The sequence below is a fragment of the Methanosarcina baltica genome, from assembly GCF_055394095.1.
On sequence record NZ_AP042463.1, the window covers coordinates 2,020,625 to 2,041,410 of the forward strand.

Below are 20,786 nucleotides of genomic sequence, written 5' to 3' on the forward strand. Positions count from 1 at the left end.
AATGCAATGTGCATTATGCAGAAATAAGGAATGTCTGCGGGGCAAGAACTGCTCCATTATAAAATCGGAGCTTGAATACAGTGAGAAGGAAAAAAGGGCCCTTCAGGCTTCTTCCCTTTTTCAGGTCGGAACCGAGAGAAAAACAAAACTTGAAGAAATTATAATTTATGCAAAAAGAATGGAATATAGTAAGATAGGAATCGCTTTTTCCATCGAGTGTGAAATAGAGGGCCGCCTTGCCTATGACCTCCTTTCCAGGTATTTTGAGGTCTTTTCGGTCTGCTGCAAGGTCTGCGGTTTTGAAAAAGAGCAGTTTGGAATCCCGACAAACGGAACTTCAGAATTTGAGGCCGCTTGCAATCCTCGAGGTCAGGCTCTCCTCCTTAATGAGGACGGGGCCGAGCTGAACCTCATGCTTGGGCTGGATGCAATAAATGAAATCATTTTTTCCGAAAAGTCGGATGCACCTGCAGTAAGCCTCCCGGTGGGGGAATTGCTCTCCTTAAAAGAGGTCCGGGCCAGTCCTGTGGGAGAAAATACAGTCCTGAAAAATCCGGCATTCCGGAAACAACATGCAATCAAAAAAAAATGGGTTTAATATCAGGGCTCACCACCTCCTCTGCATTCAGGGTTTTCAGGGCTACGGCTACAGCCCGGATTTTGTGTCCAATATGCGGGAGATCGTATCTGCTCTGAACCGGGATCTTTTTCTGAAACTGAAGCTTGTTTCCGAATGTGACGTTATCTGTGCCTGTTGTCCCAATAGACCAGCGTGTGTTCAGCAGGATTCCAAAAAGGCCGGCCGGATCAGGGATATGGACCTCTTCGTGCTGGAGAAACTGGGCTTTGGGGACGGGGCGGTCCTGGAGGCAGGGGAACTTTTCGGGCTTGTCCACACAACATTCAGGAACGCTTCCGATATCGAAGCTGTCTGCGGAAACTGTGGGTGGAGATCTAAATGCCTCTGGTACCTTCAAAAAGATAGCTGAAAATGCTGAAAATCCGGGGCCAGAAAACAGGTATTTGATTGAAAAAAATAAATATGCTCCGGACCTGAGCTTGTTCTCCAGCCCGGGCCGGGCCAAACTTTCTTTCTGTTATTGAGTTTTTCGGATATTGAAATTTTTCGGATATTGAAATTTTTTGGCTATCGAACTGTTTACCTTAAACCGGCACTGATTTCATAGACCTTTGCCAGGAATTCCATGTTCTGGACCGCATTTTGTTCTATACCCAGTTCGTCCGGGGAGGCCCCGAGGGCCAGGGCGAGGAGCTGGGAGTAGTGAAGCACGGGGATTGAGTAATCGGTCCCGAATTCCTCGTTTACGGCAAGCTGCCCCCGGTCAAACTGGAGGTGGCAGAAAGGACAGGCGTTGACTATGCAGTCCACATTCGCTTCCCGGATGCAGGCGAGTTTGTGTTCGAGCATCTCCAGGGATTCCCGGACATGCCCTGAACGAACCCCTCCGCCTGCTCCACAGCACATCATTTTATCGGTGTAGTCCACGCTTTTTGCGCCGGTTGCTTCCACCAGTTCGTCAAAGAAGACCGGGTTTTCCGAATTTCCGAGATTCCGTTCTCTGGAAGGTTTGATCAGGTGGCAACCGTAGTGGAGGGCTACCTTAAGGTCAAGAGGAGTCGTGACCAGGGCTTTGAGGGCTTCAGGTCCTGGTTCTTTGTAGAGCAGTTCTATAATATGCCTGACTTCCGAGCTACCCTTAAACTCCAGCCCGATTTCTTTGAGGTATTCGTTCGTTTCCTTTTTCAGTTCCGGGTTGCCTTTCAGTTCCAGGTTTGCGTCCGCAAGGGAGGCATAACAGCCATTGCAAATGGTAAGCACGTCTCTATCCATCTTTTCGGAAAGCACGACGTTTCGGGCCGCAAGGGCCAGCCAGCTTGCTTTGTCAAACGACTTGAAGACCCCGGGAGCCGGGCAACAGGACGCACCGGAAAGTTCCGCCACGTCAAAGCCGAGCCTGTCCAGGCAGATTTTGGTGGCCTTTTCGATTCCAGGGTAGCGGTTCGGGACAATACAGCCAAGAAATAGTGATAGTTTTGTCATGATAGGGCCCCCCTTCTTTATTTTTCAGGAATCTTCAGCAGCTCATCGAATTTACAGGCCCGAAGAAGGGTCTGAACGTCCCTGAGGGCTTCGGGATATTTCTGGACCGTTTCGGTCAGGGGGTCAAGGCCCAGTTCCTCTCTTTTCTTCTTTGTTTCCTCGTTGAGGGGGACTGCGTGTCCGCATTTCATGACAAGCTCCGAGACCTTCCTGTGCTCGGGCAGCATGAAGCCTTTCCTTACGGCAAGTCGTCTGATTTCAAGCAGTGCATCGGTAATTGGGATTTGCCTTGGGCAGCGTTCCTGACAGGTATAGCAGGTGGTGCAGAACCACAGACTATCATCAGACAGGACGGCTTCCCTGTTCTTTCGAGCATCCCTGAGGATTCTCCGGACATTGAGGCTGGTATGCCTCCCGGACGGGCAGCTCCCGGTGCATGTGCCACATTGCATACAGGCAAATATATCCAGCCCTGCAGCTTTTAACACGTCTAATATTTCTTCACTCATACGGGTTCACCGGTTAAAATTTCCTTTAAGGATCGGCCGTTTTTGAAAATTAAAGATTGATCGGGCAATGATTATTTTTAGAATATTTCATGCCTGATTATGGGCATTTATACCCTACAATAAGCTTTAAATTCTATTTTCAGGCCCATATTGATTTTTTACAAAATTAAAGCATTTTAAGGCCTTATATTTTCTTTTTAAGGGGAAGAATTCTATTTGATTTATATATTTGTATGATGTTTCTGGTATTTAATATACACTAAATTGCTTTACGCTGTTATTCGTCTTTTATTATTTACCTTTTATTTTATATAATATATGTGTTTTTTGTGTGATGGGATAAAAGGCCGTCTGAATATTTGTAAATGCAAGTTTGATATAGATAAACTTAATTAATTTTTTGTTAGTCTTTGGATAATCATATTCACAGGCCTTTATATATTAAAATCTTAGTAACTCCGGTTCATCTGTTTACAGTTATTTAAATTCCTTCGGTTTTTACACAAATGAGGAACTAATACAAGAGACTACTCACAGTCCGGAAAAATAGGTTCAGCCGTCAGGAGTTTGTTTTATACTGTAAACAAAATGTTATTGTTTATTATAAAACAATAATATTTTCTCAAAAAACTGCATAAAAAGTTAAGTTGCCCGCCTGAGTTCTACCGGTGACGGCCCTCTTTTAGGCTTCAATTAGGACAAAACGATAATGTTTTGATTGCTTATGAATTCCGGTAAAATACCCAAAGTGATTTTAGACGGGAGTGTTCAAAATACTGAGCATTCCGAAACCTGGTATTACATTTGACTTCTATCTGAAATAAAACATTCACATAAAATTATCTAATTTGAAACATATCTTCAATGGAAATATAATCCATATCAGTATCTAAGTTTTTAACATAACTATATGAACCTCTGAATAACCCGTCTTCGTCGATAGGAATCATTATATTTTTAAATAAATTTCCCAATTCTTCTGCAAATTGATTTAGATAAATCTGATTTAATTTATGCACATAAGAAATCAAACTATCTAATATACTGGAAAAACTTTCAAGTAAATTCATTGATCCATGTATTAATAGAGGGGCCTCTTTTTGTTCTCTTTTAGTCATATTAAATTGATTTTTAAATATTGCTTCTTCAAAACCAGTTAATTGTGGTTTAGAATTATGCGGGGTGTCAAATTTCTTAGTATTTTCTTCAAATTCCTTTTTAACATTTTTATTTTTATCAATGACATCTTTTTTTAAGATCTCTATATATTTTGGATTATTTGAGATATCAATTAGATTTGCTTTTATTTCCACAATTTTACCATCTTTTACTTTAGCGATATTTCCCCCTTTGGATGAAGATTCAGATATTCTCCCCCCTTTAAAATAGAATGGATTATCTGGGTGAACTACTCTGTTCCTGATTATTTTTAACCTCCAATAAATTTCCCAATAAAGGCAATCTGGATCTTGAGATTTTGGAAAAATTGAGTTAAATTCATCTTTTTGTTTTTTACTAAAATATTTTAATGCCTCATTTTTAAAAGGTGCTTCAAATAAGGATGCTGCTGTTTCAATGAAAGAGTCAAATTCATAAAAAATTGAGTCATTATTAAAAGGAATTAAATATTCATTTTCATCATTAATATCAGTGGGTGTTTCGAATTCATTTAATATAGAAATAAACCGCTTTGCATGGTATAAAAATCTTAATACATGATATTTATGTCTTAAAAACATTTGATTTAGATCATAATATACATTATAGCTTATATTTGGTTGCAGATTGTAAGTTAATACTTCGTTATTATATATATACAGAACAAATACTTCATTTTCTATACTTATGATTGCCTTCGATAAATCTTGATATTTTTTAAATTGCATAAAATGAATAAACATTCAATTAAATATAACTCTGTTGACATTCTTGAAATATTTTTTTCTTTGGCATATCAAAAGTTAACCCTGTATAAAAAGTTCAGTAGCTCGCCGGAACCTTACCGAGGGCGCAGGATCTGACCGCTTAACCTCTTTCTTAGAAGCCGGGGCCGGGCTTCAATTACCTTAAAACAATAACGTTTTGCTTTCTTATGAGTTCCGTAAAAATACCCAGGGAGATTTTAGACGTGGGTGTCCAAAATCTCAGGAATTTTGAAACCTTTAGATTTTTGCAAAAAAGAGACACAAAAATTTTAATGGCCATCACAATTGCTATTTATTTTCATTAATTTCTTCTTTGTTGTTTATTGAATATTCTGTAAATTGTTTCAAGCCTATGGAAATTTCTTTGAGATCTGACTGAATTTCCTTAATAGATTTTGCTAAACGGAACAAAGGTGTTGATTGTGCACCTATTTGGCTAAGACCTACCATTTCGGAAAAATTAATTTGATATATAGATTTATAATTATTGCCTACACTGTTTGTGTATACAATTTCAATATTGATGGGCTCCTTTGTTTTAAGAGCTAAATCTTCTAACAAACTGGTTGAAAAAATTCGTATTTTTTGGTTGGGAGCAAGATAATTAATTCCATTTTTAATAAGTGTTACTTCAGATAAAAATTGGCCACTTATATATTCAAAATCCGGTTGTACTTCAAATATTATATCACGAGCAGGCCCCAAACCTATGTTTTGTATGAACATATCTATAATATAATTAAATTCTTCTTTCGGCTGAATAAATACAGAAACGTTGGGTTCGGTCTGAACTTTCCTCATTTTATTTGTTTCAAAAACTAATATGCATGTTAATAATGCATAAAATATAGTTGATACCGCCACTATTCCTGAAAATATCAAAGTTAAAGAAGAAGTATCAAGGTTAATAATCCTAAATATAAGCTCATTCATTAAAATCACCTCTATAAATTAGTAATTGTTACATTAATCACTCAAAAAATTAACAATTAGTGCAAACAAATCATCAAATATAAATCTGATTTTAAAAACAATTTTGCTTTTTCTATCAACCCAGCATAAAAAATATATAGATTCAAACATTGATACTTTATAAATAAAATCAAGAGTATATCTTGGCAAATGACGAGAAGGAGCAAATTATATGGTTGCAGGAGAAGATTATATAATCGGTAAAGCTGCAGAAGCTATGGTCGTTTGGTTCAATAAAAGAAAAAATGAAAAGGAACTTGTCCATGAAATATTACTATCCCTTAAAATTGGACTAAACAACATCCCTCTCCACATGGATTTATGTAAGGAGTATGGCTGTATCAAATACTTAAAATTAAAAGTTTATTTGCCCTCGGACATTGAAAACTTGTCACATTTTCTGATAAAGTACCAATATAAGTTGGACAATGATTTGTACGATGTGATGATCGACTTCATTAGACTTCTCATAGATTACAATGAAACAATAAATTCTTTACATTTGGGAATGGGGGAAATATTGAATGAACAAGAAAATTTAATATTAGGAAGCATCGAGAACCTAATTCAGAAGATAAATGAGTTAATAAAAAAAGTAGAGTAATTTGGCATGAAAGTCCAATGTGTACTTTCATTTTTTTGCCTGTAATTCGGGAATATCATGTGTGTTTTTCCAGTAAATTCACTTCTTCCAATACACTCGCCCATCAAAAACAAAAAAGAAGAAGGTATATGAAGAAGAGATGTCCTGAGTTTCTGAGTTTTTCCATAAACTACTCGGCCTGGTCCGGCTGGGTCTCGAAGCTCAAGGGTTAAGGGGTGGAACTCCGAAGAATTGAACTATTGCGGCGGCTCTTTATATGGAGACATCAAAAAAAGGGATGAGAAAGAAAAGAAGATGTTAGGAAACTGTACCAGATCATGTCATGCAATGCTTAAAAAAAATATTTAAATGTTACCGCCATATAAAAAAATCATGGCTATAAGATCCAGTGCTGTAATGATTTATGGAGTGCCTATAATATATCTTGTAATCTTTATTATTTTAATAATCTGCATTCTATATTTATATTATAGAATCAAAAAAAAGTAATCTGTACCTCAATTTCGATCAGAAAAAGAGCTTGCCAGAAAAGGACTTGAGAATTTATCAAAAAAGAAGTTGAAAAATTGCCAGAAAAAAAAGAGAAAGACTTCAGGAGAAATTTATTCCCAGGTCTTTCAGGCCGTTAAGTTTTGCGATATTGATCAACAGAGGGGTTAACGCTTCCACGGTATTTGCGTTACTTAAGGGTCCGCCGTCCAGAGGTTTGAGACAGCCCATGTTTTCTGTTAATTTCATGACCACTTTTTTGGCTTCTTCGTCGTCGCTGCAGATAATAGAGTCATGCACTGCTTTGCACTTGACAACGTCCTGCAGTTTTCTGGCTGCGACATTATGGAATGCTGCGACGACTTTTGTGGATTCCGGAACTCTTGCCTGGATTGCTTTGGCTGCGGATCCTTCTTCCGGGGGTTGGTATTCAAAAACGGGACCCGCTTTTACCATCGGGACAACCGGGCTTATAAGGATCTTATTTTCGAGATCTTCCCGGATGCTTTCAAGCAGGGAAGGTACATGACCAAAGCGGATTGTCAGAATGAGGAGGTCGGCTTTTTTTGCGGCTTCGGTGTTGCTTTCTCCTGTTATCTTTATTTCTGAAGTGTCAAAACCGTAGTTTTCCAGTTCTTCAAGGGCCTCGTTTGCAGCTTCCTTTGCGGTTTCCGGGGTTCTTGACCCTATAACCACTTCGTTCTTAACACCATCTTCCATCAGGTTTTGAAGTGCAAGCCTGAGAACCATCCCTTTTCCAATGTTCCCGGTTCCACCAAGTACTGCTATTGTTGTCTTTTCCGAATTCAACTAAACTGGCCTCCGAGTTTGCCATGTTTATTTATAAGCTATAGTGAGAAATTAATATAGTTTCTCCATTTCTTTTGGTAAAGTATATTAAGTTCTCCCTATTTATCCCTCCTTATTTTATTTTTAAAAAGTTTTTATACTATAAGTAAAGAAGTTCCTTTCCTTGATTCTGAAGGTGGTAGAGAGGGATAGTTCCTTCACAAAAAAACTTCCCAAAAAATATTATTTGTCCTATCAAATTTATAGATAAGTTTATACGCTATACTCCCCAATATGAAAAATAATTTATTTATGTGGGACATTTTTAGCTTAATTTTCAATTGTTTGGGTGGCGAAAGCCATCCATATCTTAAATGTAATGCATAATTAATGGGGGGTGGGGGACTGGGGAGTACCCCGAGAGCATTATCTATGGTTGCGGTGACGTTAGTTTCCGCAGGAATTATTTTACTTGCATGTGAAGCCTTTTTGGGGGATATCGGGATGGAGGAGTCCCGGGATTCATTTTCAGAGTTTCCTTATAATTTATTTCTGGAAGAAAAAAACTCTGAGCTGGTAGAAGAGCCGGTTTATGTGTATGTTTCTCCTGATTTCGATACCACTGTACTGGATTCCTATCTGGAGGTCGTGGAAAGGGACGAAAAGAATCATGTAGTTGTGGGCCGGGCAAAGCCCGATTCTCTGGAGGTATTTTCTTCTCTTCGGGAGGTCTGGCTGGTTCGGAAAGCGTTGCCTCCTCTTGTAAGGGAGGTCGGGGAGGTCCCGGAGGGAGCGTTTCCTTCCGAAAAGCTCCTGAATTCCTTTAAAGTTTCCGGGGCAGGGGTCAAAATAGGGATTATTTCCGATGGGGTTTCCCTGCTGCCTGAGGTCCAGGCCTCCAAAGGGTTGCCCCCTGATGTGCGTGTCCTGGATGCAGGGTCAGGGGACGAAGGTACTGCGATGCTTGAGATTGTGCACGGCATTGCTCCGGAAGCTGAACTGTATTTCCACAAAGCCGGGAGCAATCACCTTGAATTTAACGAGGCCGTTGACGCTCTTGTCAGTGCCGGGTGTACGGTTATATGTGATGATATCGGCTGGCCCGATGAACCTTTTTTTGAAGACGGGATCGTAGCTTCCCATGTCCGGGAAGTTATTGAAAATAACGACATCCTGTATGTAAGTGCGGCAGGAAATGATGCAAACCACCATTATCAGGGCCTGTTTTTTGATGAAGGAAACAACTGGCATGATTTCAGTGAGGGAAACAGTTTATCTAAAAACCTGTATGTGGATATCCCTCCAGGTGGATCGGTGATCATCGTTCTTCAGTGGAATGACCCCTGGGTCTCTTCAGGAAACGATTACGACCTCTACCTGAAGGACTCCGCAGGAAATATACTGGCATGCAGTAAGAATTTCCAGGACGGAGACGACACTCCTTTAGAGTACCTTATATATGAAAATACGGGGTCAGGGTCAACTCCTGATCCCATGCATGTTGAGGGGCTTGTTAGTGTAAAGAAATATTCGGGTGACCCGAAAGTTCTGGAACTGTTCCTGTATCCGGAAGCCTCTGCCAGAGTTAAACCCGTAAACCTTGTGGCGGAAGACTCCGTCTTCGGGCATCCCGCAGTTCCAGGGGTTATCTGTGTCGGAGCAATTGATTCCGGAAACCCTGATAGGGAAATAGAAACCTTCTCTTCCAGGGGGCCTGTGAGCATCTATTTCCCTGAATACGAGCTTCGGAAAAAAACGGATATAAGTGGCCCTAATAATCTGAAAGTCACGGGGAAGGACGGAGAATGTTTTATTCTTTCAGGCACAAGTGCTTCAGCTCCCTATGTTGCGGGAATCGCGGCCCTGGTCTGGAGTGCCTATCCCGAAAAAACGGCCCCTGAAATCCGGGAAATGCTTTACTCCACGGCCCTGGATCCCGGGGAACCCGGATATGATTATACATACGGGCACGGCTCAGTGAATGCTTTGGAAATGTACCTGAGCGGGGCCAAACAGGTGGAGGATGTGGGGGCGGAAAAAGAAATTATTCCCACTCTTTTCAACCTCCTTTACCTTCCTGTTTTTTGGGAAGAAAGGGTGGGGGCAGTTGACGGAACCTCTTGTGCATCCGGAGCCAGGATCCGGGACCCGTGTATGGCTCTGGAAAATGTAACGAAAATTTGGAGAGGGTGCGATTAACTGTTTTTTTTCTTAACCCTTTTCCCGAGCTCTTTTCCTGAATCCTTTGTCAGTCCACAAGCAGAATTCCAACACAGCTTGTTTTTTCCGGTTTGCAGAACTCAAGTTCAAGCCCCGCTTTTTCCATGGTCTTTTGCAGGTTGATTCCCACAGCCTCAGGGGCAAAGCGCCTTAAATGGGGTTTTGCGCAACTCTTTCCGCATTTTTCGCACTCGTTGCAGGAGCCGGGCCTGAGCAGGTGGGCGTAAGTAAAACCTTCCCTGAAGGCCTCCAGCTCAAGTTCCAGCATTTTGTGAAAAGAGTCCTTTCGCAGGCGAGACCAGGCCTTTATCAGGTCAGGTTCGGTTTTTGTGTCGTGCTCTTCCACAAGCAGGAGAGCTTTGGAGTATTCCTCCAGGATTTTCCTGAATTCATCAATGGAAGGGATGTGAGGCGGGCAGCTCAGGCGTTTCCCGTAGCTTGGGCAACCAAAGGCGCATTTCAGGGAAATTCTGTTTTCAACGGCTATGTCTCCCGATTCCAGTGAGTAGGCTTCGATCCCAAGTTCTGAGGCCTTTTCAATCAGCTTGTTTAATTTTTCGGACAATTTGCTTTCCCCTTCTTTCTAATTTTTGAATTTTTGCTTGCTATATCCTGGTAACTGCGCCCTGATAATTGCTTTCACTACCCGAGTTAAACTACCTGAGTTAAACTACCTGGGATACTTTTCTATAATTTGCAGAAATAATCTTAATAGATATCCCCATGACAAAAAAAGTACCTTTAAATGAACTGGAAAATCGCATAAGCCGCTTCAGAAAACAAATGGATACATCAAATCCCGACTGGGATATGGCCGTTTTCTTCAGTAAAATAAACCTTTACTACCTAACCGGCACGATGCAGGACGGGATGCTAATTATCCCGAGGAATGAGGAAGCAACATTCTGGGTCCGGCGTAGTTATGAAAGGGCTCTTGAAGAATCCTTATTTTCCCGTATCGAACCTATGAACAGCTTCCGGGATGCTGCGGGGAGTGTCATTAAGGGAAGTAAACTTCCGGATACGGTCTATCTGGAAACCGAAACAGTCCCTCTGGCCCTGTATCAGCGCTTTCAAAAGTACTTCCCCTTCAAGACCGTCAAACCCCTTGATCCTCAGATTGCCGCCGTAAGATCCGTAAAAAGCGAATACGAACTCTCCCTGATGCGGGAAGCCGGCCGAATTCATCAGCATGTACTCGAAGACCTCGTGCCCGGGATGCTGCGGGAAGGGATGAGTGAAGCAGATCTCGAAAGCGAACTGTTTTCACTTATGATAGAAGAAGGACACCACGGAGTAATCCGATTTGGAATGTTTGATACGAGTATGGTTCTGGGAAACGTCTGTTTTGGGGAAAGCTCCATTTATCCCTGTTATTTCAACGGGCCCGGCGGAAAGCGCGGACTGAGTCCTGCAGTACCCGAACTTGGAAGCCGGGACCGGAAATTAAAGAAAGGCGACCTGGTCTTTGTTGATATAGGCTGCGAAGTTGAAGGCTACCACACCGATAAAACCACGACATACATGTTCGGATCATCTCTTCCCCAGTATGCCATAGATATCCACAGGAAATGCGTGGACATACAAAATGAAGCTGTATCGATGTTAAAACCCGGCGCCATCCCCTCGGAAATCTACAATACCATAATGAATAAGCTGGATGAGGAATTCCTGGAAAATTTCATGGGTTTTGGGAACCATAAAGTAAAGTTCCTCGGGCACGGTATTGGCTTATTTGTCGATGAAACCCCTGTAATTGCCAGAGGCTTTGATGAGCCCCTGCAGGAAGGAATGGTATTTGCCCTCGAACCCAAAAAAGGAATTGAAAAGCTCGGAATGGTGGGGATTGAAAATACCTTCATAGTAAGTTCTGAAGGTGGAGAATGCATTACCGGGGACAATCCGGGTTTGATTCCCGTATTTTAATTGGCGAAAATCAAGATTCCGGTTGAATATTATAGAGAAATTATAGTGGCTCTTCGCCATTTCCTATGGGTATAAAGAATCTTAACTCAAAGATGGGGGCCTGTTTTGTGATGGCTATACACACAAAACAGTGAAGAGCCTTTTTAAGCCCGAATAAATTACTCAAAACTCATACATGAGCCATTTTAGAAGGACCGCTTTGAGAGCCGGATTTACAAAATATTTCCTGTATTTTCCTTCTGTTTCTGAAAAAACGATCCTATCATCCCTTAATTTCTTTATATGCCAGTAAGTTGTGCTTTTGTCCAGATGCAGGACCTTTGAAAGCTGCTGATTTGTGATATTAGGGTTTTCCAGGATCTTATGAAGTATATGTTTTCTTGTGCTGCTTTTTAGATGTGCTATTATTATCTTTTCGCTGCTTGCGAAATGGTCGGCGTTTTGAAAGGCCCTTGTGAATTTTCCGCCTCTCATTAAAGTTATCTTATTTCTGGCCTTAAGCATTTCAAGATGGAATTTTACAGTTCCCCGGTTAATTTCCAGCTCTCTTGAGATTTCGGATATCGTGCACCCCGGAATCTGCTGTATGTAACAATAAATTTTTTGTTTGTTTTCCTTTCCCTGCCGGACTCTGACCTTTCCCAGAATTAAAGGGGCCAGCTTGAATATGGAAAGAAAGGCGGCCAGATACCCCATAATGTAAGCTATCTTGAACGACAGAGGAAATTCCCGGAACGTGAGAGTCCTGTCCGCCCCGCTCGTATCGACGGCACCACTCAACTTATTGAGTTCTTCCTGAGGTGGGCAGGGGCCTACGGTATATCCTCCGGTATCTGCATTAGCTGGACATATGGTACTCAGGATCAGAATAAAAAGTAAGCTTATCTTCCACATAGTTTTTACCTTTAATCCAGGCAGAATTGTCTTCTGTTCCGGCTGCTTGTTCTGTCCGTTCTTTCTGTTTTTCCTGTTCCAGAAACTCTTTTTTAACGCATTTTTAACATGTTTCAACTTTTTCAGAATTAATTCTAATGAAACTTATTTAATTTTTATGGCCAAATCGTCCAACTGAATATTTACGGTCTGGTGCTTAATTTCGGCAAATTGGACCATTATATTTTTTTGGGAGTTCTAATTCATTCTTCAGTACACGCTTTTTGAAAAATATACCAAACCTGAATTCAAATTTTTGGAAAATTCATAATGCTGCTAGCTCAATAGTTTGAAGGTCTGGCCGGAAAACTAATATAAATCTACTTTAAAGTACTTTTCAACATTCTTACAAATTGTCAGAGCAATGAGTAACTCCATTAGATTTTCATTTTTATTCATTTGTTTGATTATCCAGAATCACATTCTTGGGGAATTTATCTGAAAAGAAGGGTGTTTTATCCTGAATTTATTTCTTCCAGTTTCTCTTTATTTTTAACCTGAAATTAATTCAACACTTCTTGAGGAAAAAATATGAAAAGTAATTCAAAAAGTAAAACCATATCAGCAATGCCGATTGACACTTTTTCGATTCCACACTCATCTGTAGCAATGTCTAATAAAACATGCGGAAAAAATACACTCATAAGAGTTCTGGGAATAACAGCACTTGTGATTTTAATACTGATGGGCGGAGCAGGTGCAGCTCCATCTTTATACGTGCCATGTACTGCGGATTGTACTGTCTTTGTAATTGACACAGCAACTAACGATATTACAGCTCTGGTGCCTATAGACGGCTGGCCTAGAGATGTTGCAGTCAACAGGGCAGGAACAAAGGCATATGTGGCAAGTCCATTCAGTGATGACAATGTCCATGTAATTAACACTGCGACAAATACGGTTAGCACCTCAGTGGAGGTAGGAGGTTACCCTCTGGAACTTGCGATCAACCCGAAAGGAACAAGGGTTTATGTGACGGACCGTGACCGCACCTACATCTCTGTAATCAACACAGCCACAAACAGCGTAGTGGACAGGATTGAAGTGGGCCTGATTTCTCATGATATTGCAGTTTCACCGGATGGAAATACAATCTATGCTACGAATGGTTTCAACAACACTACTTCTGTTATTGACGCGACTACAAACAAAGTTATAGACACTGTGTCTGTGGGACCTTCTCTCTATGCAATTGCAGTCAATCCTAATGGAAATAAGGTGTATGTAACAAACGGGCGAAACAACACTGTTTCTGTAATTGATACAGCTACAAACAGGGTTACGGCCACTGTGCCTGTAGGAAATCCTCGCAGCGTTGCGGTCACTCCGGATGGAACAAAAGTATATGTGACAAACTGGCAAAACAACACTGTTTCTGTAATTGATACAGCTACAAACAGGGTTACGGCCGCTGTGCCTGTAGGAAAGAATCCTGGTAACATTGAGGTCACCCCGGACGGAAAAAAGGTATATGTAACAGGCTGGGGAAGCAATACTATTTCTGTAATTGACACAGCCACAAACAAGGTTATAGCCACGGTGAATACGGAAAAATATCGTAGAATATACTGTAATGGAACTTACATTTGGCCTTCTATAGATTCGAATACGGCTGATCAAAGTATAGAGGCAAGCTCCGAGGCAACTGAAGATATAGGAGTTGAAGAGACTGACTTATCATCACCTGATGAAGGAAACTCTGAAGAAACAAACGTGGTCGAGTTCAATAATTCAAACAATAATAATTCTGAATCTGATAATGGTAGTAGCTCAAGTGAAAATGAATCGAGCAAAAATAACTCCGCTCCGGGCTTCGGATTATTGGGAAGTTTGATTTGCCTGTATGGCGGATGGAAACTCAGAATGAAGTAATTGGATCTGGATAACCCGGGGTGAATTTGCTGTCAACTTAATGTAAAATATTGTGAAGCTTAAGCAGATCCCACGGTCCAATAAAAAAAAGAGATAAGATAAAGCCCGAAGCTTCACCTTTAAAGTTACTGTAAATCGATTTCTATCCGTAAATTTATTCCGGTTTCCTTGCAAGCTTCTTTGTTGCAAGCTTTTCGACAATCCCGAGGCTGATCTCGTCGCTTGTGCTCAGCTTTCCACTGGCAACGGCACTGTCCAGGAGGTGTTTGCCTACCGGGGTGCGGACGATCAGGGTTGTGTAACCGTCAGGGCTTCCGACGGCCCCTGCGGAAATGTCGGATTTAAGAGCCGAAAAGTCCGTGCAGACCTGGCAGCCAGGCCTGATGGTGTCTTCGAGCTCTTTGAGGGGGATGAGGAACCCGGTCCCGTCGTTCAGGGTGATCTCGAGCTTGCCCTTCACGTCCATACGGGAGATCTGCATGGGCTCGACCTCGAACTCCTTTTTGAGTTTACCCGCAACAAGCTTTTCGTAATCGAAACTTTCGGTGCAGAAAAGGCCGATCACGACACGGATGGATTTTTTGTAGGGCCTGACAAGATCGTGCTCGCTCTCAAGCATCTTCCTGATTGCCTGGACCACACAGGGGACCCCAACAACTGCGATGTTCCTGTACTTCTTCCTGACCACGGCTTCCTTGAGGGCCGAGACCAGAGGGACCCACCAGTTGTAGCGGCTGCCTGCCTGGCTGATCAGGGCTTCTTTTTCGGTGATTACAGTGGAACTCGGTTTGAGGGTCCAGGGGTCCTGGCTGACCGTGACCACAGCGTCAATCTGGCCGTTTTCAAGAGCGGTTTCAAGAAGGGCGGTAACAGCCCCTCCGCTCTGTTTTCCCGGGACCTCAAACTCGGCTTTTGCGGCTTTGATTTCCAGGTAGTCTCCAAGGAGGCTTGAAGGTTGTTCATCTAACCTCGGGCAGACCTCATAGCAGGCTCCACAGGGCACGTCGTCCACCGCGGCTTTACAGTAGCCGTTGTTAATGGGGCTTGAAGAGTTCTTGCCGGTTTCGAAGTAAAGGGCATCTGCCGGACAGACCGCAATGCAGGCTCCGCAGCCCGCACAGAGGTCCTTGTCCCAGACTGCCTCTTTCAGGTCCCTGTAATCCTTACTTACTTTGTACTCTGTCATCAGAATCACTCCCAGACGTACTTTCCTGCAAAAGGCCGGCTGCTTGCAGGAGCTATTCTTGTGTAATTGGTATTCAAAAACTCGGAGGGGTCAAGCCCGAACTGGGTACAGAATCCCTTTATTTCCGGCTTGATGCGTTCGAGGTCGGCTTCCGTGAACTCGAACTTCTTTGCGCCTACTCCGAGCAGGTGGTCCTCCACTTCTCCACGGATAACGATCTCTCCGCCGTGGATTCCACTGCCTATCCCGCGGTCGGTCATGGACGTTTCCAGACCGATCCCGAGCACGAGCACGAGTCCGCCTGCCATGTATTCTCCAAGGAAGGAGTGGGCTGTCCCGCCTATTACCAGGATCGGCCTTGCGTCCACAGCGTACTGCTTCATGTGGATGCCGCCTCTGTACCCAATATTGTTTCGGATATAGACCTTTCCACCGCGCATACTGTGGGCCACTGCGTCTCCGGCACTTCCGTGGATTACAAGCAGGCCCTTGTTCATGGTGTTTCCGGGAGCGTGTTCTCCATTCCCATGCACAATGCAGGTCGGGCCGTTCATGAGCATTGCAAGGTCCCCACCGGGGACCCCGTTAATGACAATGCGCACGTCGTCGCCTCTTAAGCCGTCGGCAATGAACCGCTGCCCGAGCACGTTGTCAAGCACGATTTCTTTTTCGCCGTTGGCCACGGCAGCCCTTATCTGCTGGTTCAGAGGGGTGTAATGCATATCTTTTGCATCGATTTTGAGCGTCATATTCAGGCCCCCACGATTTCCACGTCAAGCACTTTAAGCAGCCCTTCGTCCAGCATGAACCCGCGCAGGCGGTCCCTGTTTCCACGCATACTCTCGATACTGTTGATTCCGGCAGCACCCATAAGTTCACTCAGTTCCAGGGTCCAGCCCTTGATAAGGTTCGAGACCTGTCTTGCTCCCTCTTCGGGGTTAAGCCGGCTCACAAGGTCGGGACGCTGGGTAGCAATTCCCCAGGGGCAGAGCCCTCTGTAACAGTTTCCACAGACCCGGCAGCCCATGGCGATAAGGGCCGCGGTCCCTATGTAGGTCGCGTCTGCCCCAAGCGCAATGGCCTTTGCAAGGTCAGCGCTGTTCCTGATCCCGCCACTTGCGATAATGGAGACTTCGTTTCTGACTCCCTGTTCCCTGAGTTTCTTGTCAACAGTTGCAATGGCAACCTCAATCGGGATTCCCACATGGTCTCTGAAGACCTTGGGGGCAGCTCCGGTCCCGCCGCGGTAACCGTCGATTACAACCGCATCTGCAGAAGAACGGGCAATTCCCGCCGCAATTGCTGCAACGTTGTGTACGGCCGCGATCTTTACGAAGACCGGCTTTTTCCACTCGGTTGCTTCCTTGAGGCCCCGAACAAGCTGGACCAGGTCTTCAATACTGTAAATGTCATGGTGAGGAGCAGGGCTGATGGCGTCGCTTCCTTCAGGGATCATTCTTGTCATGGAAACTTCCGCAGAGACCTTTTCTCCCGGCAGGTGTCCGCCGATTCCCGGCTTTGCTCCCTGGCCGATCTTAATCTCGATTGCAGCTCCCCTCTCCAGGTAGTCCACGTCCACCCCGAAGCGGCCTGAGGCTACCTGGGCGATCAGGTTATTCTGATAGGGGTAAAGTTTCCTGTGCATCCCGCCTTCTCCGGTCCCCATGAAGGTCCCGAGTTCGGACACGGCCTTTGCCATGCTGAGGTGGGCGTTTAAGCTGATGGCCCCGAAACTCATGTGTCCGATCATGATCGGGGTCTCAATCCGAAGGTTGGGGGCAAGCTTTGTCTCAAGTTCCACGTCTCCGGCTTCGGTCTTTTTGAACTGGAGCCTGGAGGGCTTTTTCCCGATATAGGTCCTGAGTTCCATGGGTTCTCTCAGGGGGTCAATACTCGGGTTTGTTACCTGGCAGGCATCAAGCAGGAGCTGGTCGAAAATGATCGGGTGATTCTGCGTGTTTCCCATGCCTGACAGGATAATCTTTCCGCTCCGGGCCTGCTTGATGACGTCTTCTCTGGCTTCTCTGGTCCAGACCGGGTGGCTGCGGTAGTCCACAGGGTTTTCCCTGAGGTTAATTGCGTCCCGTGGGCACATGGCGATACAGCGCATGCAGGCGGTACATTTCCGGGACTCGGTTATTATCCGGTCTCCTTCTCTCCTGAACACTCCGTAGGAACAGTTTTCAATGCAACGACCGCAGTCCATGCACTGTTCCCGGTCGATACTGATCTTGTAGCGGGGGGGTACACTTCCGAGGGTCATTCGTTAAACCTCCCGATGATGGGTTCTCCTGCTCTGGGAGTATAAACATTTTCAATATTGGGTTCAAGTACCCGGATTGCAGACTCTTCACTGGAGATGTAGAGCCTGTTTTCAGTTTCTCCGACCACGAGGGGGCGGAGTTTTATCCTGTCCGTAAAGCCAACAATGCCGTCGTTTGAGGCAACCACGATTGCGAAAGGCCCGTTCATGAGAGCGGAGCCATAGGTCAGGCGGATTGCCCGGTTAAGTTCTTCTTCGGCAGGGGGCATGCGGTCGATTTCATCCCAGAATGAAGGGGCAAGGGCTTTAACAACCATTTCTGTGGAAAGCTCGTGCTTTCTTCCGAGCAGGTCGAAGAGGTAGGCTACGACTTCGGTATCCGTTAAGAGGGTGCATTTGTAGCCGTACCCTTCCACATAACGCTTGTTTGTCCCGTAGGAGGTGATTTCTCCGTTATGCACAACCGACCAGTCAAGGAGGTTAAAGGGGTGAGCGCCTCCCCACCAGCCTGGAGTATTTGTGGGGTAACGGTTATGGGCAAGCCAGATGTAGCCTTTGTATTCTTCAATCCTGTAGAAGTTTGCCACGTCTTCAGGCCAGCCCGAGGCCTTGAATACACCCATGTTTTTCCCGGAGGAAAAGACCAGAGCACCTTTTATCCCTGCGTTTACTTCCATTACGATGTCCTTGACAAGGTCCTCTTCGGAGCCAAAGCTGCCTCCGATCTGGTCCTTGAAGGGTTTGAAGAAGTATCTCCAGGGGATATGGACCTTTTTCAGGCCTGGTTGCTCGGTTGTTGGGATTTCTTCCTGGTGCACTATTGTGCCATGGGATTGGAGGATTTCGTCAACCTTTTCTTTTGGTTCTGCCATGTTGTCAAAAAAAACATGAAGAGCATAGCAGTCTGCATAGTCAGGATAGATCCCGTATGCAACATAGCCTGCCCCGTCTCCGCTACCTCGTTCATTCATGAGGCTCAGGGCGGCTTTTATGCACGAACCGTCCATCCTGGACTTTGTTCGGTCTATAACGCCGATAATTCCACACATTGCAATCACTTCAAAAATAAATTAGTTATAAGGTTAAAAGGTATTTAGACAATCGAAGCCTATGTGTTTTAAAAATTTGCAAAAACATGTACATAATATATACGGATCTCAACACCTGCCTCTACGAGCATAATGTGAATAACTGAGTGTTCCGCAACGGTCTACTTTTTTGTCCGGTTTCCCGTTTTTCTGTACAGTAGCCATAAGCTTGTAAATATTCGGTAGTAGTAATTCCTTTGATGAGGGCTAATCCATTGTCAGCTCAAAGCTTTTAGAACTCCTGCAATAAGAAGCAGGTAAGTTAATACCCCCCTCACTATATATAAAATTTCCCGTATTATAGGGAGGGAGAAAGGTCGCTAAAAACCGATGCAGGCCCCGGTTTTTCTGGCTATTTTCAAGCAGTTCAAAAAAGATTTTTGATAATCCTGGCCGTCAAAAAACTCAATTTTTCATAAAAAGTTAAAAGCAGGCTGGTCTGTAGATCAGGTACAGACATACAACCGCTTCATTTTTTCGGGTCCCTCAAAGCATGTGCAGGTATGTCTCAAGTTCCCAGGGGTGGACTATTGCCTTGTATTTGTCCCATTCACTTGTCTTCGAGCAGATGTATTTTTCAAAGACATGGTCCCCGAGTGAGCTGCGTACGAATTCGCTCTTTTTCATCTCGTCGGTTGCTTCTTTGAGGTTTGCGGGCAGGGACCTTATACCTCTTTCCTGACGTTCTTTTTCAGTGAGCTCGAAGACGTTTATGTTTGTAGGTTCTCCGGGGTCGGTTTTGTTCTTTATCCCGTCAAGCCCTGCTCTGAGCATGAGTGCAAAGGCCAGGTAGGGGTTGCAGGCCGGGTCTGGACACCTGAGTTCCACCCTTGTCCCTTTGCCTCTTGCAGAAGGGATACGGATCAGGGAACTCCTGTTGCTGTTCGACCAGGTGATGTGGATGGGGGCCTCGTGACCCGGGACAAGCCGTTTGTAGGAGTTTACCACCGGGTTCGTAATTGCTGCAAATTCCATGATGTGTTCCAGCAGCCCGCCTATGTAGTACATTGCCTCCTCCGAAAGTCCGTTGGGAGTTTCAGGGTCGTAAAAGACGTTTTCCCCGTCTTTAAAGAGGGACTGGTTGGCATGCATGCCCGAGCCGTTAATTCCGTAGATGGGTTTTGGCATGAAGGTTGCATAGTATCCTTTATGGTATGCGATGGACTTGACCACATACTTGAAAGTGACAACGTTATCGGCCGTTGTCAGGACGTCTCCGAACCTGAAGTCTATTTCGTGCTGGGAGGGGGCCACTTCGTGGTGGGATGCTTCCAGTTTGAAGCCCATATTCTCAAGGGCGTAATCAATGTCCCTCCTGACATCCTGGGCCCGGTCAAGGGGGGCGAAGTCAAAGTAGCCGCCGTGGTCCGTGAGTTCGGTTGTGGGGTTCCCATTTTCGTCCAGTTTGAAGAGGAAGAACTCAAGTTCAGGCCCTACATTCATGGAATATCCCAATTTTTCGGCGTCGGCAATCGCACTTTTCAGGACGTAGCGCGGGTCTCCTTTGAATATTTTTCCGTCCGGAAGTTTAACGTCTCCGAGGATACGGGCCACAGCCCCCACTGAGGGTCTCCAGGGAAGTATCCGGAAGGTCGATGGGTCCAGTTCGAGCATCATATCCGATTCTTCAATCCGTGTGAAACCTTCGATAGAAGAGCCATCAAACATGACCCCGTTTTCAAAGGCTCCTTCGAGCTCTTCGGCAGGGATCGCCCAGCTCTTTATGATCCCGAGAGTATCCGTAAACTGGGTCCGGATAAACTTAACGTCACATTCCTGTACCTTTTCCAGTACGTCTTCCTTTGTCATTGGCTTTTCTTCTTTTTGAGTCATTTGATCCCTCTTTCAAACAGGAAAACGGTAACCTATTACCTATTTAATATTATTTATAATTTTCTACTTTTGCTTATGTATATAAATAAAGAAATACTCAACATAATATTGATTT

Annotated in this window: 18 protein-coding genes; 6 read left to right on the plus strand and 12 right to left on the minus strand. The window is 44.2% G+C overall.

Going from position 1 to position 20,786, the window contains the following annotated elements; translation table 11 throughout:
• Position 1: 1 nt before the first annotated feature.
• Together ACZ5QV_RS08730 and ACZ5QV_RS08735 are read left to right on the plus strand one after the other, a co-directional pair.
• Positions 2–598, plus strand: coding sequence for a DUF1847 domain-containing protein (locus ACZ5QV_RS08730; RefSeq protein ID WP_464599458.1), 597 nt, complete (start codon positions 2–4; stop codon positions 596–598).
• Positions 573–989 carry a DUF1284 domain-containing protein gene (locus ACZ5QV_RS08735; protein WP_464599459.1) on the plus strand — a complete coding sequence of 139 codons (417 nt, stop codon included), beginning with the start codon at positions 573–575 and terminating at the stop codon, positions 987–989. The genes ACZ5QV_RS08730 and ACZ5QV_RS08735 overlap by 26 nt, the downstream gene beginning before the upstream one ends.
• Before the next feature lie 170 nt (positions 990–1,159).
• Here the strand turns inward: ACZ5QV_RS08735 and hdrB are convergent, their stop codons facing one another.
• The 4 genes from hdrB to ACZ5QV_RS08755 all read right to left on the minus strand — a co-directional run bounded on the left by hdrB (position 1,160) and on the right by ACZ5QV_RS08755 (position 5,429).
• Positions 1,160–2,062 (minus strand): CoB--CoM heterodisulfide reductase subunit B, encoded by a 903-nt coding sequence (gene hdrB / locus ACZ5QV_RS08740; protein ID WP_464599460.1) that lies wholly within the window; start codon positions 2,060–2,062, stop codon positions 1,160–1,162.
• Positions 2,063–2,079: 17 nt separating this feature from the next.
• Complete coding sequence (hdrC, locus tag ACZ5QV_RS08745) at positions 2,080–2,571, minus strand: CoB--CoM heterodisulfide reductase subunit C (RefSeq protein WP_464599461.1); 492 nt, start codon at positions 2,569–2,571, stop codon at positions 2,080–2,082.
• Positions 2,572–3,410: 839 nt separating this feature from the next.
• On the minus strand, positions 3,411–4,457 hold the full coding sequence (locus ACZ5QV_RS08750; protein WP_464599462.1) for a hypothetical protein: 1,047 nt from the start codon (positions 4,455–4,457) through the stop codon (positions 3,411–3,413).
• A 327-nt stretch (positions 4,458–4,784) separates the two neighbouring features.
• On the minus strand, positions 4,785–5,429 hold the full coding sequence (locus ACZ5QV_RS08755; protein ID WP_464599463.1) for a hypothetical protein: 645 nt from the start codon (positions 5,427–5,429) through the stop codon (positions 4,785–4,787).
• A gap of 211 nt (positions 5,430–5,640) precedes the next feature.
• Between ACZ5QV_RS08755 and ACZ5QV_RS08760 the strand changes: the two genes are divergently transcribed.
• Positions 5,641–6,072, plus strand: coding sequence for a hypothetical protein (locus ACZ5QV_RS08760; RefSeq protein WP_464599464.1), 432 nt, complete (start codon positions 5,641–5,643; stop codon positions 6,070–6,072).
• 591 nt (positions 6,073–6,663) lie between these two features.
• On the opposite strand, the gene npdG is transcribed toward ACZ5QV_RS08760, so the two are convergent.
• A complete protein-coding gene (npdG, locus tag ACZ5QV_RS08765; protein WP_464599465.1) occupies positions 6,664–7,371 on the minus strand; it encodes an NADPH-dependent F420 reductase in 708 nt (235 codons plus the stop codon).
• Between the two features lie 411 nt (positions 7,372–7,782).
• On the opposite strand from npdG, the gene ACZ5QV_RS08770 reads away from it, so the two are divergent.
• Positions 7,783–9,549: a S8 family peptidase gene (locus ACZ5QV_RS08770; protein WP_464599466.1), complete on the plus strand. Its 1,767-nt coding sequence runs from the start codon at positions 7,783–7,785 to the stop codon at positions 9,547–9,549.
• Between the two features lie 49 nt (positions 9,550–9,598).
• On the opposite strand, the gene ACZ5QV_RS08775 is transcribed toward ACZ5QV_RS08770, so the two are convergent.
• Positions 9,599–10,135: a DUF2284 domain-containing protein gene (locus ACZ5QV_RS08775; RefSeq protein ID WP_464599467.1), complete on the minus strand. Its 537-nt coding sequence runs from the start codon at positions 10,133–10,135 to the stop codon at positions 9,599–9,601.
• A gap of 158 nt (positions 10,136–10,293) precedes the next feature.
• On the opposite strand from ACZ5QV_RS08775, the gene ACZ5QV_RS08780 reads away from it, so the two are divergent.
• Positions 10,294–11,496: a M24 family metallopeptidase gene (locus tag ACZ5QV_RS08780; RefSeq protein WP_464599468.1), complete on the plus strand. Its 1,203-nt coding sequence runs from the start codon at positions 10,294–10,296 to the stop codon at positions 11,494–11,496.
• Between the two features lie 162 nt (positions 11,497–11,658).
• Here the strand turns inward: ACZ5QV_RS08780 and ACZ5QV_RS08785 are convergent, their stop codons facing one another.
• Positions 11,659–12,390, minus strand: a complete 732-nt coding sequence (locus ACZ5QV_RS08785; RefSeq protein WP_464599469.1) for a winged helix-turn-helix transcriptional regulator — start codon at positions 12,388–12,390, stop codon at positions 11,659–11,661.
• 570 nt (positions 12,391–12,960) lie between these two features.
• On the opposite strand from ACZ5QV_RS08785, the gene ACZ5QV_RS08790 reads away from it, so the two are divergent.
• Positions 12,961–14,301 (plus strand): YVTN family beta-propeller repeat protein, encoded by a 1,341-nt coding sequence (locus tag ACZ5QV_RS08790; RefSeq protein ID WP_464599470.1) that lies wholly within the window; start codon positions 12,961–12,963, stop codon positions 14,299–14,301.
• Between the two features lie 154 nt (positions 14,302–14,455).
• Here ACZ5QV_RS08790 and ACZ5QV_RS08795 read toward each other — a convergent pair whose 3' ends face one another.
• The 5 genes from ACZ5QV_RS08795 to glnA all read right to left on the minus strand — a co-directional run bounded on the left by ACZ5QV_RS08795 (position 14,456) and on the right by glnA (position 20,671).
• Positions 14,456–15,487, minus strand: coding sequence for a Coenzyme F420 hydrogenase/dehydrogenase, beta subunit C-terminal domain (locus ACZ5QV_RS08795; protein ID WP_464599471.1), 1,032 nt, complete (start codon positions 15,485–15,487; stop codon positions 14,456–14,458).
• Between the two features lie 5 nt (positions 15,488–15,492).
• The gene (locus ACZ5QV_RS08800) at positions 15,493–16,236 is read right to left on the minus strand and encodes a GltB/FmdC/FwdC-like GXGXG domain-containing protein (RefSeq protein ID WP_464599472.1); all 744 of its coding nucleotides are present in this window, start codon (positions 16,234–16,236) and stop codon (positions 15,493–15,495) included.
• Between the two features lie 2 nt (positions 16,237–16,238).
• Positions 16,239–17,750 carry a glutamate synthase-related protein gene (locus ACZ5QV_RS08805; RefSeq protein WP_464599473.1) on the minus strand — a complete coding sequence of 504 codons (1,512 nt, stop codon included), beginning with the start codon at positions 17,748–17,750 and terminating at the stop codon, positions 16,239–16,241.
• Complete coding sequence (locus ACZ5QV_RS08810) at positions 17,747–18,799, minus strand: class II glutamine amidotransferase (RefSeq protein WP_464599474.1); 1,053 nt, start codon at positions 18,797–18,799, stop codon at positions 17,747–17,749. Before ACZ5QV_RS08810 ends, ACZ5QV_RS08805 begins: the two co-directional genes overlap by 4 nt.
• A 525-nt stretch (positions 18,800–19,324) precedes the next feature.
• A complete protein-coding gene (glnA, locus tag ACZ5QV_RS08815; protein WP_464599475.1) occupies positions 19,325–20,671 on the minus strand; it encodes a type I glutamate--ammonia ligase in 1,347 nt (448 codons plus the stop codon).
• Positions 20,672–20,786: the final 115 nt, after the last annotated feature.